Raw genomic sequence first — 14,940 nt, forward strand, 5'->3', positions numbered from 1 at the left:
TCATCATGACGCGCATCATCTCGCCGCTCTCGCGCCGCCGTTTCCTGCAGGCCGCAGGCAGCGCCGCATTGGCAGGCTCCTCGCTATCGGCTCCCGCGCTTGCCGCCGGGAAAGTGGTGAAGATCGGCTATGTCTCGCCGAAGAGCGGCCCGCTGGCCGCCTTCGCCGAAGCCGATGACTTCGTGCTCGCCGAGTTTCGCAAGGCCGTGAAGGACGGCGTGAAGATTGGCGGCAACGTCTACCAGGTCGAGCTCGTCACCAAGGACAGCCAGTCCAACCCGAACCGGGCTGCAGAGGTCACGAAAGAGCTGATCACGCGCGACAATGTCGGCCTCGTACTGGTCGGGGCGACGCCGGAGACCAACAACCCGGTCGCGACCCAATGCGAGATCGAGCAGATCCCCTGCATCTCCACGGTGGCGCCATGGCAGACCAATTTCATCGCGCGTCAGGCCAAGCCGGGCGATCCCGCCAGCTGGAAGCCGTTCGAATACACGTTCCACTATTTCTGGGGCCTGGAGGACGTCATCGGTGTCTTCACCGGCATGTGGAAACAGGTCGCGACCAACAAGTCGGTCGGCGCGCTGTTTCCCAATGACGGCGACGGCAATGCCTGGGGCGACAAGGTGGTCGGCTTCCCGCCGGTGCTTGCCAAGGAGGGGTTCAAGCTCACCGATCCCGGCCGCTTCCAGAACCTCACCGACGATTTCAGCGCGCAGATCGCCGCCTTCCGCGGTGCCGATGCGGAGATCGTCACCGGCGTCGTGATCCCGCCCGACTTCACCACCTTCTGGAATCAGGCCCAGCAGAAGGGCCTCAAGCCGAAAGTGGTGTCGGTCGCCAAGGCGCTGCTGTTCCCGGTGACGGTGCAGGCGCTCGGTAAGAATGGTCACAACATCTCGACCGAGGTGTGGTGGACACCGTCGCATCCCTACAAGTCGAGCCTGACCGGGATCAGCGCCGCCGATCTCGCCAAGGGCTATGAGCAGGCGACGGGGAAACAGTGGACGCAGCCGATCGGTTTTGTTCACTCACTGTTTGAAGTCGCGGTCGACTCCCTGAAGCGGGCGGCGGACCCGAGTGACGGCGCGGCGGTGGCAAAGGCGATCGGCGCGACCAAGCTCGAGACCATCGTCGGGCCCGTCGCGTTCGGCGCGGCTAATGTGCCGCCGTTTGCGGCCAAGAACATCGCCAAGACGCCGCTGGTCGGCGGCCAGTGGCGGCTTGCGGGCGACAAATACAGCATGGTCATTACCGAGAACGGCGCGGCGCCGCAGATCCCGCTCGGCGGCGCCATGCAGGCGCTCGCGTAAGTCCGCAATGCAGCCGGCCTTGCTGGAGCTGAAGGGTGTCTCGAAAAGTTTTGGCGCGCTGGTCGTCGCCGACAACATCGACCTGCGCCTTGAAGCCGGCGAAGCGCTCGGCATCATCGGCCCGAACGGGGCCGGCAAATCGACGCTGTTCAATCTGGTGGCCGGGCTGTTGCGCCCGGCCTCCGGAACGATCCTGCTCGATGGGCATGACGTCACGGCCACGCCTGCGGAGGCGCGTTGTCGGGCAGGGATCGGCCGCTCCTTCCAGGTGCCGCAGCCGTTCGGCAGCCTGACTGTGTTCGAGAACACCGCCGCGGCCGCGTTGTTCGGCGCCGGCAAATCGCCGGCGGAGGTCGCGGACTTCTGCGCCGACATTCTTGAACTCACCGGGCTGATCGGCAAGGCCGATCGCCTTGCCGGCGGACTCCCGCTGCTCGACCGCAAGCGCCTCGAGCTGGCGCGGGCGCTGGCGACTGGGCCGCGGCTGCTGCTGCTCGACGAGATCGCAGGCGGCCTGACGGACGCAGAATGCCAGACCCTGATCGCGACCATCCGCGAGATCCGCCGCCGCGGCGTCGCGGTGATCTGGATCGAGCATGTCGTGCACGCGCTGCTTGCCGTGGTCGACCGGCTGATCGCGCTCGATTTCGGCCGCGTGGTCGCCGAGGGCGCGCCGGATCAGGTGATGAACTCCGAGATCGTGCGGACCATCTATATGGGCGTGCCGGCATGACCACGCTGCTCGCCACCCACGCGCTCGATGCGTTCTATGGCGACTTCCAGGCCCTGTTCGGCGTCGACTTCGAGCTGGCGCAGGGCGAGGCGGTCGCGGTGGTCGGCGCCAACGGCGCCGGCAAATCGACCCTGCTGAAGTCGCTGGTCGGGCTGCTGCGCAACCGGCACGACGCGATCCACTTCCTTGACCACGACATCGGCGACCGTCCGGCGCCGGAGATCGTGCGGATGGGGCTGGCGCTGGTGCCGGAAGGGCGGCAGCTGTTCGCTTCGCTGTCGGTCGAGGAGAACCTTCTGGTTGGCGCCTACGGCGCGGCGCGCCGCGAACCGTGGGCGTTGGATACGGTCTACGAGCTGTTTCCGGTGCTGCGCGAGCGCCGCCGCGGCAATGTGGCTGACATGTCCGGCGGCCAGCAGCAGATGGTCGCGATCGGCCGCGCCTTGATGTCGAACCCGCGCGTCCTGCTGTGCGACGAGATCAGCCTCGGCCTGGCACCCGTCATCGTCGAGGACATCTACCGGCTGATCCCTCGGATCAGGGCAGGCGGCACCAGCGTCGTGATCGTCGAGCAGGACGTGGCGCGGGCCTTGCGGACCGTCGACCGCTTCTATTGCCTGCAGGAGGGACGGGTGACCTTGGCGGGACGTCCTGCGGATGTCAGTTTCGATGACGTCCGCAAGGCCTATTTCGGAGCGTGAGCGGATGGCCGTGATCGATACGCTGGTTCAGGGGGCGTTGCTCGGCGGGGTCTACGCGCTGTTTGCGCTCGGCCTGTCGCTGATCTTTGGCGTCATGCGGCTGGTCAATCTGGCCCATGGCGATTTCATCGTGCTCGCCGCCTTCATCGTGCTGGTGGGCGCGACGTCGTTCGGATTGTCGTTGCCCGTCGCGACGCTGATCGCCGTCGTTGCGATGTTCTGTCTCGGATTCGCGCTGCAGCGGCTGGTGCTGGAAGCCGTGCTCGGCGAGGACATCATGCCGCCGCTCCTGATCACCTTCGGGCTCTCGATCGTGATCCAGAACGGCCTGCTGCTCGGCTTCGGCGCCGACTCGCGGCGGCTCGATGCCGGCGCGTTCGAGACGCGCTCGCTGGAAGTGGTGCAGGGACTCAATGTCGGGTTGGCGCCGCTGCTGGCGCTGATCGTGGCTATCGCGGTGATCCTGCTGCTGCAACTGCTGTTCTATCGCACCGCGCTCGGCCGCGCGTTTCGCGCCACCTCCGACAATCCCGAGATCGCGCAGCTGATGGGGATCGACCACCGCAACATCTATGCGGTCGCGGTCGGTATCTCGCTCGCAGTGTCCGTGATCGCTGCCGTCGCCTTCGGTATCCGTGCCAATTTCGACCCGGCGATCGGCCCGGCGCGGCTGCTCTATGCGTTCGAGGCCGTCATCATCGGCGGGCTCGGCAGCCTCTGGGGCACGCTGGCCGGCGGCATGGTGCTTGGCATCGCGCAAACTGTCGGGGCGCGGATCGATCCGGAGTGGCAGATATTGGCCGGGCACCTGGCCTTCCTGCTGGTGCTGTTCCTGCAGCCGCGCGGATTGTTTCCGGCGAGGCGGGCGTGATGCTGGAGCGCGCGAACCCGGTGTCGGAGAGCCGTGTGGGCGAGGGCGGGTGGCGTGTCGTCGTCGGGACCCGGCTGTCGCGGATCGCCGCGATCGTCGCGGCATTCGTTGTGGTCGGTCTGGTCGTTCTACCGGCATTCGCCTCGCGCGCGCTGATCCAGGATCTCATCTTCGTCTTCACGATGCTGGCGCTGGCGCAGCTCTGGAACGTGCTGGCGGGGTGGGGCGGGTTGATCACGGTGGGACAGCAGGCCTTCGTCGGCCTCGGCGGCTATGTGCTGTTTGCCGCGACCGTGCTGGCGGGCCTCGATCCGCTGTTGGCGATCCCGCTCGCCGGGCTGTTTGCGGGTCTGGTCGCCGCTCTGATTGGACCGCTGCTGTTCCGGCTGGAAGGGCCGTACTTCGCGATCGGAAGCTGGGTGGTGGCCGAAGTCTGCCGGCTGCTCTGCGCGCAGTTCAAGCCGCTCGGCGGCGGCACCGGCACGTCGCTGCCGAACGTCGTGACCGCCAACATGTGGGGACTGAAGCCCGTGCAGGACCTGCTCGCGGTCCGTGCGCCCGTCGCGCGCGACGTCATTGTCTACTGGCTGACGCTCGTTGTCGTGGTCGCGACCATCGCCGCTATCTACGCCTTCGCGCGCTCACGTCTGGGCCTGGCACTGGCGGCGACGCGGGACAGCATGGCGGCGTCGCGCAGCATCGGCATCCGCGCCCATCGCATCCGCTACGGCCTGTGGATCGTCTGCGGCGTCGCCACCGGCATTGTCGGCGCGATCGTCTATCTGCAGAAGGCGCGGATCTCGCCGGATGCCGCCTTCAGCGTCACCGACTGGACAGCCTATGTGCTGTTCATTGCCGTGATCGGCGGCGTCCGCACCATCGAGGGACCGGTGGTCGGAGTGCTGTTGCTGTGGGCCTTGCAGCATTACCTCGCGCAGTTCGGCAGCCTCTATCTGTTGCTGCTCGGGCTGATCGCGATCGTGATGATGCTGTTCCTGCCCAAGGGACTATGGGGGACGTTCGCCGAACGCGCCGACATCCACCTGATGCCGCTCCGGCGGCGGCTGCGCCGGAGCTAGGCTCCACTATCCAATCCGCATCTGCGCCGCCGGTGTCCGGTCCACCTCTGCCGCAATTTCGGTGATGATCTCGCGCAGCCATGCCAGCGCGGGATCCATGTGAAACGAGGCCGGCCATTGCAGGGCCTCCCGAAACGCCGGGATTTTAACCGGCGCGCGCAGCAGCTTCAGCGGAAAGTTTCCGGCAAAGATCGCGGCGAGCCGCCGATGCATCGTTGCGATGCGATCCGTCCCGATCACCATGGCGGCCATCGCGGTGAAGTTCGGGGCAATGACCTCGATGCGACGCTTGTAACCGAGCTGGATCAGCGCGCGCTCGTCAAAGGACATTCCCCGAATGGGCCCAAGCTGGGCCGTGATATGCCCGAGCTGAAGATAGCGGTTGAGCGAGATCGAGCGTCCGATCTGGCGGCTTCCGCTCCAGGCGACGCAGCAGAATTCGTCAGCAAAGAGATGCTGGCTGGGATGGCCGGCAATGAGACTTGCACTCGGAATCACCACGAGATCGACTTCTCCGCGCTGCAGCTGCTCGTCGACCCGGTCGCCGAAGGGGAGCATTTCGAGGCTGACACGCGGAGCCGTCAGATAGATCCGTTTCATCACGGCATGCATCAGCACGATGCTCGCATAGTCGGAGACCACCAGACGAAAGCGCCGCTCCGAGCTTGCGGGGTCGAATTTCGGTGGCGAGATCAGATTGGACCGGATCCGCAGCAGGATGTCGCGCGTCGGCTGTTCCAGCGATTGCGCCAGGGGCGTCGGCACCAGCTTGCGCTGCGAAATCGTGAAGATCTCGTCGTTGAAATACTGACGCAATCTGCCGATGGCGGCGCTCATCGCCGGCTGGCTGAGATGAAGCCGGCGGCTCGCCGCCATCACGCTGCGCTCTTCGAGAATCGCATCGAGCGCGATCAGGAGATTGAGGTCGAGGCCTTCGAAGCGCATGGGCGTCCATCCAGATTATAAATATCAGGGATCGATATAATCGATTTTTCAAATTCGTTGAAGCCGTCGACAATGCCGCGTCAAACACGCCGCCGACCAAGAAGCGGCACGCCGGGAGGAGCAAATCTTGATCAAGCCGTGGATCTTCGAATTCATGCAGGCGCCAGTTCCGCGCGAGGGGGAGGCGCCGTCCGGCGCCGTGACCGCGGCCTACAACGAAGCTTTCGGATTATGGCTCGATGCCGAACGGCTCGGCTTCGAGGGAATATTCTTCAGCGAGCATCACTTCAGCCTCTCGCTCAGCCCGTCTCCCAACCTCCTGATTGCCGCGATCTCGCGCCATACGACCCGGCTGCGCCTCGGGACGATGGGCGTCGTGGTGCCGTTCTATGAGCCGTGGCGTATCCTGGAAGAGCTGACGATGCTCGACCATTTGACCAATGGTCGCCTCGAGATCGGCTTTGCGGCCGGCGTGCCGCAGGAGCTGCAGCGAATTGGGCTCGGGATGGCCGAGGCGCGCGAGCGCTTCAACGAGGCCTTGGACATCCTCGATGCGCTGATCGAGACCCCCGTCGTCAACCACAGCGGAAAGCACTGGAAGCTGGAAAACCTCAGCCTGCTGCCGGGCGTGTTCCTGCAGCCGTCGCCGCCGAAATGGACCACCGTCGTCAGCACCGCGTCCGCGCAGAAATCGGCGCAACGGCGATCGAAGATCTGCACCGCGTTCGAATCCGTCGCGCGCGTCACCGAGATCTTCGACGCCTATCGAACCGAGTGTGAGCGTCTCGGACAATCGGCAGGTCCGGACCAGCTCGGCATCCGGCGCAATATCTCGATCTCGCGCGATGCCGCAGCGGCGCGCGAACAGGCCGTGGCCGCGAAGGCGGCGACGCTGAAGGTCGTGGCCGGCGATCCCCGCGTCATCGATCGCGCGTCCTCGCAGCTCGATGCACCGCGGCCTGGCGCCGGATTTTCGCTGCACGACGACGACTATATCGCGGGCACGCCGGCGCAGGTCGCCGAGCAGGTCATCGAGCAATGCCGCACATGCGGCGCGGGCCATCTGCTCGCCATGCTGGGCAGGAGCGCGTCGGCGAATCGCGGCGAGGCGATCGCCCTGTTTGGCGAAGACGTCATTCCCCAGCTGCGTCGCGCGGAGATCGGATGATGAGCGAGGGAGTTTGACGTGACGTTCGAAACGATCAGGCGCGAGCTGGATGGCGTCGACACGGTGATCAAGGTCATCGGCGAGGGGCCCGCCGTGCTGGCGCTCCATGGCGCGGCGACGATCGAGGGGCACGAATGGGCCCGCGGGCTGGCCGATCGGTTTCGGGTCTACCTGCCGTTTCACCCCGGCTTCGGCGAAAGCGGACCGGCGCCGCATATCTGCGGGATGCAGGATGTGATCATGCACTATCTGCGGCTCGTCGCAGCGCTCGGCCTGGATCGACCGCACCTGGTCGGGCATTCCATGGGCGGCTGGATGGCCGCGGAAATCGCCGTGGTTGCCGGTGAGCGGTTTGCCCGCCTGGTGCTTAACGCGCCTGCCGGCCTCAACCACCCCGATTATCCCAGCACCGACGTCAGCAAGCTCGCGCCTCCTGACGTCCCGCACTATCTGGCGCATCGCACCGAGATCGCGGCCAGGTATTTTCCCGGCGGGGCGCTCGCACCTCCGGCGGAGCAATTCATCGCAGCGCGGCAAAGGGAAGGCGAGGCGTTGAGCAACATCCGCAAGGCCCATGGCATGGGACATCCGAACCTTCGTCGATGGCTGAGCCGGATCCCCAATGATACGCTGATCGTATGGGGTGATCGGGACCGCGTCGCACTCCCCGGTCAGGCAGGGATCTGGGCGAGAGAGATTCCGAACGCCCGCATCCATATCGTGCCAGGCGTCGGCCACTTCGCCATGCAGGAGGACCCGGCCTGCGTCACCGCGATCGGCGATTTCCTCGCCGGTTGAGGGCATGTTGATCGAACCCTTCCGGGGAATGCGACCAAGAGGACTGACGAGGACAGGCAACGCGGGGAGTTAAACATGAGGGTCTTTGTGATCGCGCTCGCATTCGCCGCGAGCCTGATATCGCCGGCACTGGCACAGACACCGACGTCGCAGCAGTCCTGGCCGATGCGTCCGGTGCGCTTCGTCGTCGCCTTCCCGCCGGGAGGGGCTGCCGACCTGCTGGCGCGCATGATCGGTCAATCGCTGAGCGAAACCCTGGGCCAGCCATTCGTCATCGAGAACAAGGGCGGCGCCAACGGCAATATCGGCGGCGAGGTCGTGGCCCGGTCCGCGCCCGACGGTTACACCCTGCTGATGTCGTCAGGCAGCATGGTTGCGATCAATCCGCACATCTATGCCAGCATGCCCTTCGATCCCGCGAAGGACATCATCCCTATCGCTGCCGTGGCGCGCGTTCCGTTCTATCTTGTGATCCGCGCAGACAATCCGGCGCAGGATTTCAAGGCATTCATCGCCGACCTCAAGGCCAATCCGGGCAAGCGCAATTACGGCTCGCCCGGTGTCGGCAGCTCGCCGCATCTGGCCGGCGAGATGCTGAAGAAGATGACCGGCACGGACGCCGTTCACGTGCCCTATCGTGGCGCGGCACCTGCGCTGAATGATCTCCTTGCGGGGCAGCTCGACTTCGTGTTCGACCCCGGCATTGCGATCGAACACGTGAAAGCGGGCAAGCTGCGCGCCATCGCGATCGGCAGCCCGCAGCGCGCGCCGCAGCTGCCCGATGTGCCGACGCTCGACGAGCTGGGCCTTGCCGGCTTTGACGCCGACGCCATCTTCGGCGTCTTCGCGCCGACCGGAACGTCAGGCGATATCGTCAAGCGCCTGAACACCGAGATCAATCGCGCGCTCGGCACGGCCGCACTGAAGGAGCGCATCACCGCGGTCGGGAACGTGCCCGCCCCGATGTCGTCAGCCGAATTCGGCGAAAAGTCCCGCGAGGACTCCGACCGGTTCGGCGCCATCATCCGCGAACGGGGGATTACAGCCAGCAACTGAAGTTTAGTTGCCGTCCTTCTGCTTCAGCGCCTGCTCCACCATCTTGGCGAGCTGCGCCTTGCGATAGGGCTTGGTCAGCAGCAGCACGCCTTCGTCGAGGCGGCCGTGATGGACGATGGCGTTCTCGGTATAACCGGACGTGTACAGCACCTTGACGCCGGCCCGGCGCTTCTTCACCTCGTCGGCGAGCTGGCGGCCGTTCATGCCACCGGGCATGATGACGTCGGTGAACAGCAGCTCGAACGGCTCGCCCTTGTCGACCAGCACGAGGGCGTTGCGGGCGTCGGGCGCGGCGACCGTCTTGTAGCCGAGGCTGGCGAGCTGGGCGATGACGTAGTTGCGCACCAGCGCGTCGTCCTCGACCACCAGGATCGTGCCGCTGCCGACCGGCGGTGGCGCCGGTTGCGGCGCCTCGACCTGGGCCTCGCCGCGCGCGATCGGCAGATAGAGCTTGATCGTGGTGCCGTGGCCTTCCTCGCTGTAGATCTTGATATGGCCGCCGGACTGCCGGACGAAGCCATAGACCATGCTCATGCCGAGGCCACTTCCCTTGCCGACCTCCTTGGTGGTGAAGAACGGCTCGAACACCTGGTCCTGCACCGCCTGCGACATGCCGGTGCCGGTATCGCTGATGGCCAGCATCACATACGTGCCGGGCTTCGCGTCCGGATTGGTGGCGGCATAGGCCTCGTCCAGCGTGTCGTTCTTCGTCTCGAACAGCAGCTTGCCGCCGTCGGGCATCGCGTCGCGCGCATTGATCGCCATGTTGAGCAGGGAGTTGGCGAGCTGCGAGGGATCGACATGGGCGCGCGCGACCTTCTCGTCGAGCACCGAGTTGATCTCGATCTGCTCGCCCAGCGTCGGGCGCAGCAGCTTGGCGATGTCAGTGACGGTGGAGTTGATGTCGACGGTGCGCGGCTCCAGCGGCTGGCGGCGCGCGAAGGCGAGCAGATGCTGGATCAGCTCGCGGCAGCGCTCGGCGGCGCGGTCGATCATCTCGGCGGTCTTCATCAGCGCCGGCTGGCCGCGCAGCTCGTCGACCAGCGTCTCGGTGGTGCCGGTGATGATGGTCAGCATGTTGTTGAAGTCGTGTGCGACGCCGCCGGTCAGCTTGCCGATCGCGTCGAGCTTCTGGGACTGCTGCAGCTTGTGCTCGGTTTCGCGCGAGGCGGTGATGTCGTGATAGACCAGCGCCGCGCCGGTGACGGCGCCGCCCCCGTCGCGCAAGGGACGCCCGGAGACGACGAGATGGACCTGGCCGCCGCCCGAGTTCGGCCTGGCGATGAACTCGAGGTCCTCGAACTCCTCGCCGCGCAGCGCGCGGGCCGCGGGCATCTCCTCCGGAGTCATCGGCGTCGTGCCGTCGGCATGGAATACGGTCGACAGCGCGCGCAGCAGCTTGATCGTCATGCCCGGCCGGTAGCGGAGCATGGTCTCGGCGGCGGGATTGGACAGCACCACGGTGCCGGACGTGTCGATCACGAGCACGGCCTCCGCCATGCTGCGGAATGTGCTCTCCATGACGGCGGTCGAGCGGCGCAGCTCCTCGTCGGAGCGGGCGAGGTGCGCGGTGCGTTCGGCGACGGCGGCTTCCAGCGATTGATTGGTGGCCTCACTGGCGCTCAGCGAATCCTGCAGCTCGCGGCGGGAGCGGCGGGCGGCAAGGGTGAGCACGACCGCCAGGATCAGGATCAGCACGATGCCGGCGAGATCGATCGCCAGCAACATGCGCCCGTTGGATGTCGACCGCGCGCTGCGGTCGCTGAGTTGCCGGCGCTCCTCGGCGACGACCTTCTCCAGGGCCGAGCCGATCTTGTCGGCCAGCGCCCGGCTTTCGCCGCCGGCGGTTTGTGCGGAGATCGCGGCGGTGTCACCGGCCTCGCGCAGCCGGATCAACTCGGCGCCGAGCGCGATGCTCCGGTCGAGCTGCGCCTTGGCCTCGGCGAGCAGGCGCGTCTCGTCGGGATTGTCCTTGACCGCCGCGATCAGGTTGTTGAAAGCGGATGTCAGTGCCGCGCTGGTGTCGCGAAACTCGCCGGCGAAGCTCGCATCTCCCGTCAGCGCAAAGCCGCGCGCCGCGCTCTCGGCGCCGCGCAGCAGCGGCCGCATGTCGGAAATCCGCTTCAGGACGGAGAGCGTATGGTCGACCGACTGGGCTTCGTCGCGCGCGCGAACGTCGAGCCCGATCGAGGCAGCGCTGATGATGAGAAGAATCGCAAGACCGCTGCCAAGGATGAGACGCTGGGGAGCCATTGACACTCGGTAGTGGCGGTTACTTCGACTTGCGAGCGGATGTAGCTGACTTGGTGAGGCAATCGTTAACGGCGGCCAGCAGGGCTTGCGGCGTGAACGGCTTGCGCAGGCACGCGGCGGCGCCGAGTTCAATGGTCATGCGCAGGAAGTCCGGCGCGCGCTCGCTGTTGGCGAAGGCGTAGCCGGACATCGCGATCACGGGAACGTCGGGGGCGCGCTCGTGGAAGATCCGGATCGCCTCGAAGCCCCGCATGTGCGGCATGAAGACGTCGACCAGCATCACGTCGAACGTCTCGTTGTCGAGCGCGCGCATGCCGGCTTCGCCGCCGTCGGCGACGGTGACCTCGAACCCCTGGCGCTGCAGACAGACCTCGATGGCGACACACACCATCGGATCGTCATCGACAACAAGCACGCGCGGCACGATGCACCTTCCTTCTACTGGGGCTTTGCGCGCCGGCGACTCGCTGGGCCCGTACGATGATTAAGGCGGAACGGCGATTGGTCGTCTGTAAGATAGAATGCATAAGTGGTTTGCTGACAAGCAAATTCCTGACTAGTGATGAACCATCACCTGCATTTGTCCAGCGATTGATTGCAAGTTCATGACTTTCATTTCGGTTCCCGGCCGCGCCCCGATCTCGTCACTCGGCCTGGTGCTGCTCGTCGTCGCCTCGATCGGCTGGGGCCTCAATTTTCCGGTGATGAAATTCCTGCTGTCGCAATGGCCGCCGCTATCGGCGCGCGGCTTGTGTGGCATGGCCGGTGCCAGTGCGCTGGCCCTGATCGCTGTCTCGCGCGGCGAGGCCTTGCGTGTGCCGCCGGGACAGTGGTTGCGATTGGCGCTGGTGTCGACGCTGGCGATCGGTGGCTGGACCGCTTTCATGGGGCTGGCGCTGTTGTGGCTCAGGGCAAGCGATGCTGCGGTGCTGGGAATCTCGACGCCGGTCTGGGTCGCGCTGCTGGCCTGGCCGATCCTCGGCGAGCGGGTCTCGTGGCTGCGCGGGATCGCGCTCGCCGTGTCGCTTGCCGGTATCGCCGTCTTGATCGGCGGCAATGTCGATCCCAGCCTCGATCGCTTGCCCGGCATCGTCTTCGCGCTGGCGGGCGCGATCTGTGTCGGGCTCGGGACTGTCCTGACCAAACATTTTCCGCTGGAGATGCGGCCGCTGCCGCTTGCCGCCTGGCAAGTCGCGATCGGCTGCATCCCGGTGGCGGTTGTCGGGCTCGTCGTCGAGCAACCGCAGCTTGCAGCGCTGTCGCCGCTCGGCTGGATGTCGATGGTCTATCTGACGGCGGTCCAGTTCTGCCTTTGCTATGTCTGCTGGTTCGCCGCGCTCGAGCGGCTGCCGGCCGCGACCGCCTCGATCGGGACGCTGCTGGTGCCTGTCGTCGGTGTGCTGGCCGCGGCTGCGATGCTGCGCGAACCGCTCGGCGTGCAGCAACTTGTCGCGCTCGCGGTGACGCTGGCAGCCGTCGCCGTCGCGCTGCGCTCGTAACGAGATGCGCTCATCACAAAAAGGGCGGCGCAAGCGCCGCCCTTCGTCGTTGAACAGGACGCTGTCGCGTTACGGGCAGGGATGCCGCAGTCCGTCATAGCCGAGATAGGTGCCCGAAGCGGGGTCATACGACCGGTAGCGCTGGGCGCAATAGGCCGGATCGCCACCGGGCGCAGCCTCGACCGCAACGGTGGCGCCATCGTCATAGGCGTAGCTGTCGTCGTAATAGCCCGGGCCGTAATAGTAGTCCGATCCGTAATAGGCGCCGGAGGCGAGGGCGCCGCCGACCACGGCACCGGCCACTGCGCCTGGCCAGAAGCCGCCGCCGCGGTGATAGTGGCGATAGCCGCCATTCCAGGTGCCGCCGCTACCGGCCCAGCGCTGGCCGCTGCCGACTGCAACGCTGCCGCCACCGCCAATAGCGCCTGGGCGTGCGGCGAAGGACGGGCTAACGCCGCTAGGGCGTGCGGCGAAAGACGGGCTGCCGCCACCGATACGGGGGCCGGCGCTCACGCTGGGCGCGGCGGTGGCGCGCATGCCGCCGCCAAATCCGCCGCCACCGCCGGCTCTCATACCGCCACCGCCGCCGACTGCGGCGTGGCCGCCGCCACCGGCGCCGGCTCGCTGGCCGGGGGCTTGTGCAAAGCTCGAACTCGGCACCGCCAGCGGCAACGCAAGTGCAAGCGCTGCGGCGGTGCTCAATACCTTAAGACTGATCATTGTTGGCTCCATCTGCGGGATGTGATCCTAACCCCTTCCGAAGGCAGGCGTTCCCGCGCCCTGCGCATGGACGATGCGCGATACCCAGATTGTGAGAGCGGAACTGCACCTGAGATGAACGGACCGCGGCGAATCCGCGGCATTTGGCCGCCAGGTTGGCTGCGTCAGTGGAGCGGATTGCCGTCAGCCGCGGCATCGGGGCTCCGCTGGGTCCCTCGCTGGACATTTGGGGATTCAGGTGGCATCAGAGCCCAACAGTCTCGAACCGACGATCCGGCCGCATGAAACAATTCCTGCTCAAAGTCTTCACCTGGTGGAATGGCCAGACCTTCGGCACGCAATTGTGGACCCATCGCTTTGGCGAGCTGGTCGGCGAGGACGAGCAGGGCAACCGCTACTATCGCACCAAGGGCGGCGAGATCGACCCGACACTCGGCTTCGAGCGGCGCTGGGTGATCTATAATGGCTATGCCGAAGCGTCCCGGATTCCGCCGGGCTGGCACAGCTGGATCCACCACACCACCGACATGCCGCCGACCGCGGAGGCCTACAAGGTGCCGGAATGGCAGAAGCCGCATCTGCCGAACATGACCGGCACGGCGCAGGCCTATCGCCCGTCCGGTTCGGCGCTCGGCAGCGGCCGCCGTCCCAAGGCGACCGGCGACTACCAGGCCTGGACGCCCGGCAGCTAAGTATCTCCCCATTGGAATGAATGTTTTGCGAGCGCGCGTTTGCGTGCATCGCACGCGCGGCTGTGGACAACGGTAACAGCGGGGACATGTAGGGTGGGCGCACCGCTGTGCGCTTGCGCCTTTGCCGTTACCGCGGCTCAATAGGACATCTTACGGAGATGGGAGACCATCGCGTCGGATCGGGCTCCAGATCGCGACTGTCCCGATGAGCAGCGGCTTCCGAGTAGGACACGGCCGGGAGATAGGCCCCCGGATGCAGAAGTCCTGAAATCGCCCGCTAATGTGAGGCCGCCGTGAGACAGGAAAGGCCGCTTGGGAAACCAGGCGGCCTTTTTCTGTTGCGGTGACGTGCCCGCTACGACGCGAGCCGAGCGGCGGCTTGCGTCATCTGCTCGGTGCGGCGCGCCTGCGACGGCGCGATCCGCTCCTTGACGCGGGCGAGGATGTCCGGCGGCGCGCTGTCCGGCGAGCCCGCATTGAACGGCGGCGCCGGATTGTATTCGATGCCGAGCTGGATCGCTTCCGCCGTTTTGCGATCGACCATCTCCGAGACCAGCGTCAGCGCGAAATCGATTCCTGCAGTGACGCCGCCGCCGGTGAAGCGGTTGCGGTCGACGCAGACGCGGGTCCTGGTCGGGATCGCGCCGAACGGGGCGAGGAAGTCGATCGCGCTCCAATGCGTGGTGGCGCGATAGCCCTTCAGCAGGCCGGCGGCGCCCAGCACCAGCGAGCCCGTGCACACCGAGGTGATGTACTTCGCGCCCTCGGCCTGCTTGCGCAGGAAGGCGAGCATCTCCTCGTCACCGACCATGTCATTGGTGCCGGCGCCGCCGGGCACGCAGATCACGTCGAGTTGCGGGCAGTCGGCGAATGTCGTGGTCGGGGTCAGCATCATCACCGCGTCGGTCGAGACCGGCTCGATGCGCTTCCAGATCAGATGCACCTTGGCGCCCGGCACGGCCGAAAACACCTGCAGCGGACCGGTGAAGTCCAACTGGGTCACCTTCGGGAAGACGAGCAGTCCGATCTGCAGCGGCGTCGACATCGTAAACCTCCATTTCGTGCTTGACGGAACCACGATGCCATGGTGGCCTCCTGTCCAAAATGCCGTA

General features: G+C 66.2%; 15 protein-coding genes. 10 read left to right on the plus strand and 5 right to left on the minus strand.

The features are described from left to right. Nucleotides 1–5: 5 nt before the first annotated feature. Genes JQ604_RS36085 through JQ604_RS36105 form a run of 5 tightly spaced genes read left to right on the plus strand, consistent with a single transcriptional unit; the run spans nt 6 to nt 4,697 of the window. A complete protein-coding gene (locus JQ604_RS36085; RefSeq protein ID WP_212365492.1) occupies nt 6–1,313 on the plus strand; it encodes an ABC transporter substrate-binding protein in 1,308 nt (435 codons plus the stop codon). A gap of 7 nt (nt 1,314–1,320) precedes the next feature. After that, nucleotides 1,321–2,046 (plus strand): ABC transporter ATP-binding protein, encoded by a 726-nt coding sequence (locus tag JQ604_RS36090; protein ID WP_212365493.1) that lies wholly within the window; start codon nt 1,321–1,323, stop codon nt 2,044–2,046. Further along, nucleotides 2,043–2,747, plus strand: a complete 705-nt coding sequence (locus JQ604_RS36095) for an ABC transporter ATP-binding protein (protein WP_212365494.1) — start codon at nt 2,043–2,045, stop codon at nt 2,745–2,747. Before JQ604_RS36090 ends, JQ604_RS36095 begins: the two co-directional genes overlap by 4 nt. 4 nt (nt 2,748–2,751) lie before the next feature. Next, on the plus strand, nt 2,752–3,618 hold the full coding sequence (locus JQ604_RS36100) for a branched-chain amino acid ABC transporter permease (protein ID WP_212365495.1): 867 nt from the start codon (nt 2,752–2,754) through the stop codon (nt 3,616–3,618). Next, a complete protein-coding gene (locus JQ604_RS36105) occupies nt 3,618–4,697 on the plus strand; it encodes a branched-chain amino acid ABC transporter permease (protein ID WP_212365496.1) in 1,080 nt (359 codons plus the stop codon). The genes JQ604_RS36100 and JQ604_RS36105 overlap by 1 nt, the downstream gene beginning before the upstream one ends. A gap of 6 nt (nt 4,698–4,703) precedes the next feature. Here JQ604_RS36105 and JQ604_RS36110 read toward each other — a convergent pair whose 3' ends face one another. Then, on the minus strand, nt 4,704–5,642 hold the full coding sequence (locus JQ604_RS36110; RefSeq protein ID WP_212365497.1) for a LysR family transcriptional regulator: 939 nt from the start codon (nt 5,640–5,642) through the stop codon (nt 4,704–4,706). 127 nt (nt 5,643–5,769) lie between these two features. On the opposite strand from JQ604_RS36110, the gene JQ604_RS36115 reads away from it, so the two are divergent. The 3 genes from JQ604_RS36115 to JQ604_RS36125 all read left to right on the plus strand — a co-directional run bounded on the left by JQ604_RS36115 (nt 5,770) and on the right by JQ604_RS36125 (nt 8,664). Further along, nucleotides 5,770–6,810: an LLM class flavin-dependent oxidoreductase gene (locus JQ604_RS36115; protein WP_212365498.1), complete on the plus strand. Its 1,041-nt coding sequence runs from the start codon at nt 5,770–5,772 to the stop codon at nt 6,808–6,810. Nucleotides 6,811–6,873: 63 nt separating this feature from the next. Beyond that, a complete protein-coding gene (locus JQ604_RS36120) occupies nt 6,874–7,608 on the plus strand; it encodes an alpha/beta fold hydrolase (protein ID WP_349631181.1) in 735 nt (244 codons plus the stop codon). Nucleotides 7,609–7,683: 75 nt separating this feature from the next. Beyond that, a complete protein-coding gene (locus JQ604_RS36125) occupies nt 7,684–8,664 on the plus strand; it encodes a Bug family tripartite tricarboxylate transporter substrate binding protein (protein WP_212365500.1) in 981 nt (326 codons plus the stop codon). Nucleotides 8,665–8,667: 3 nt separating this feature from the next. Here the strand turns inward: JQ604_RS36125 and JQ604_RS36130 are convergent, their stop codons facing one another. After that, nucleotides 8,668–10,917 (minus strand): CHASE3 domain-containing protein, encoded by a 2,250-nt coding sequence (locus JQ604_RS36130; protein ID WP_212365501.1) that lies wholly within the window; start codon nt 10,915–10,917, stop codon nt 8,668–8,670. A gap of 19 nt (nt 10,918–10,936) precedes the next feature. Then, nucleotides 10,937–11,341 (minus strand): response regulator, encoded by a 405-nt coding sequence (locus JQ604_RS36135; RefSeq protein ID WP_212365502.1) that lies wholly within the window; start codon nt 11,339–11,341, stop codon nt 10,937–10,939. 181 nt (nt 11,342–11,522) lie between these two features. On the opposite strand from JQ604_RS36135, the gene JQ604_RS36140 reads away from it, so the two are divergent. Beyond that, the gene (locus JQ604_RS36140) at nt 11,523–12,416 is read left to right on the plus strand and encodes a DMT family transporter (protein WP_212365503.1); all 894 of its coding nucleotides are present in this window, start codon (nt 11,523–11,525) and stop codon (nt 12,414–12,416) included. A gap of 69 nt (nt 12,417–12,485) precedes the next feature. On the opposite strand, the gene JQ604_RS36145 is transcribed toward JQ604_RS36140, so the two are convergent. Beyond that, the gene (locus JQ604_RS36145; protein ID WP_212365504.1) at nt 12,486–13,136 is read right to left on the minus strand and encodes a BA14K family protein; all 651 of its coding nucleotides are present in this window, start codon (nt 13,134–13,136) and stop codon (nt 12,486–12,488) included. A 281-nt stretch (nt 13,137–13,417) separates the two neighbouring features. Between JQ604_RS36145 and JQ604_RS36150 the strand changes: the two genes are divergently transcribed. Continuing rightward, on the plus strand, nt 13,418–13,828 hold the full coding sequence (locus JQ604_RS36150) for an NADH:ubiquinone oxidoreductase subunit NDUFA12 (RefSeq protein WP_212365505.1): 411 nt from the start codon (nt 13,418–13,420) through the stop codon (nt 13,826–13,828). A 355-nt stretch (nt 13,829–14,183) separates the two neighbouring features. Here the strand turns inward: JQ604_RS36150 and JQ604_RS36155 are convergent, their stop codons facing one another. After that, nucleotides 14,184–14,873: a DJ-1/PfpI family protein gene (locus JQ604_RS36155; RefSeq protein ID WP_212365506.1), complete on the minus strand. Its 690-nt coding sequence runs from the start codon at nt 14,871–14,873 to the stop codon at nt 14,184–14,186. Nucleotides 14,874–14,940 lie beyond the last annotated feature (67 nt).

The sequence above is a fragment of the Bradyrhizobium jicamae genome (assembly GCF_018130695.1).
Lineage (GTDB): Bacteria > Pseudomonadota > Alphaproteobacteria > Rhizobiales > Xanthobacteraceae > Bradyrhizobium > Bradyrhizobium jicamae_B.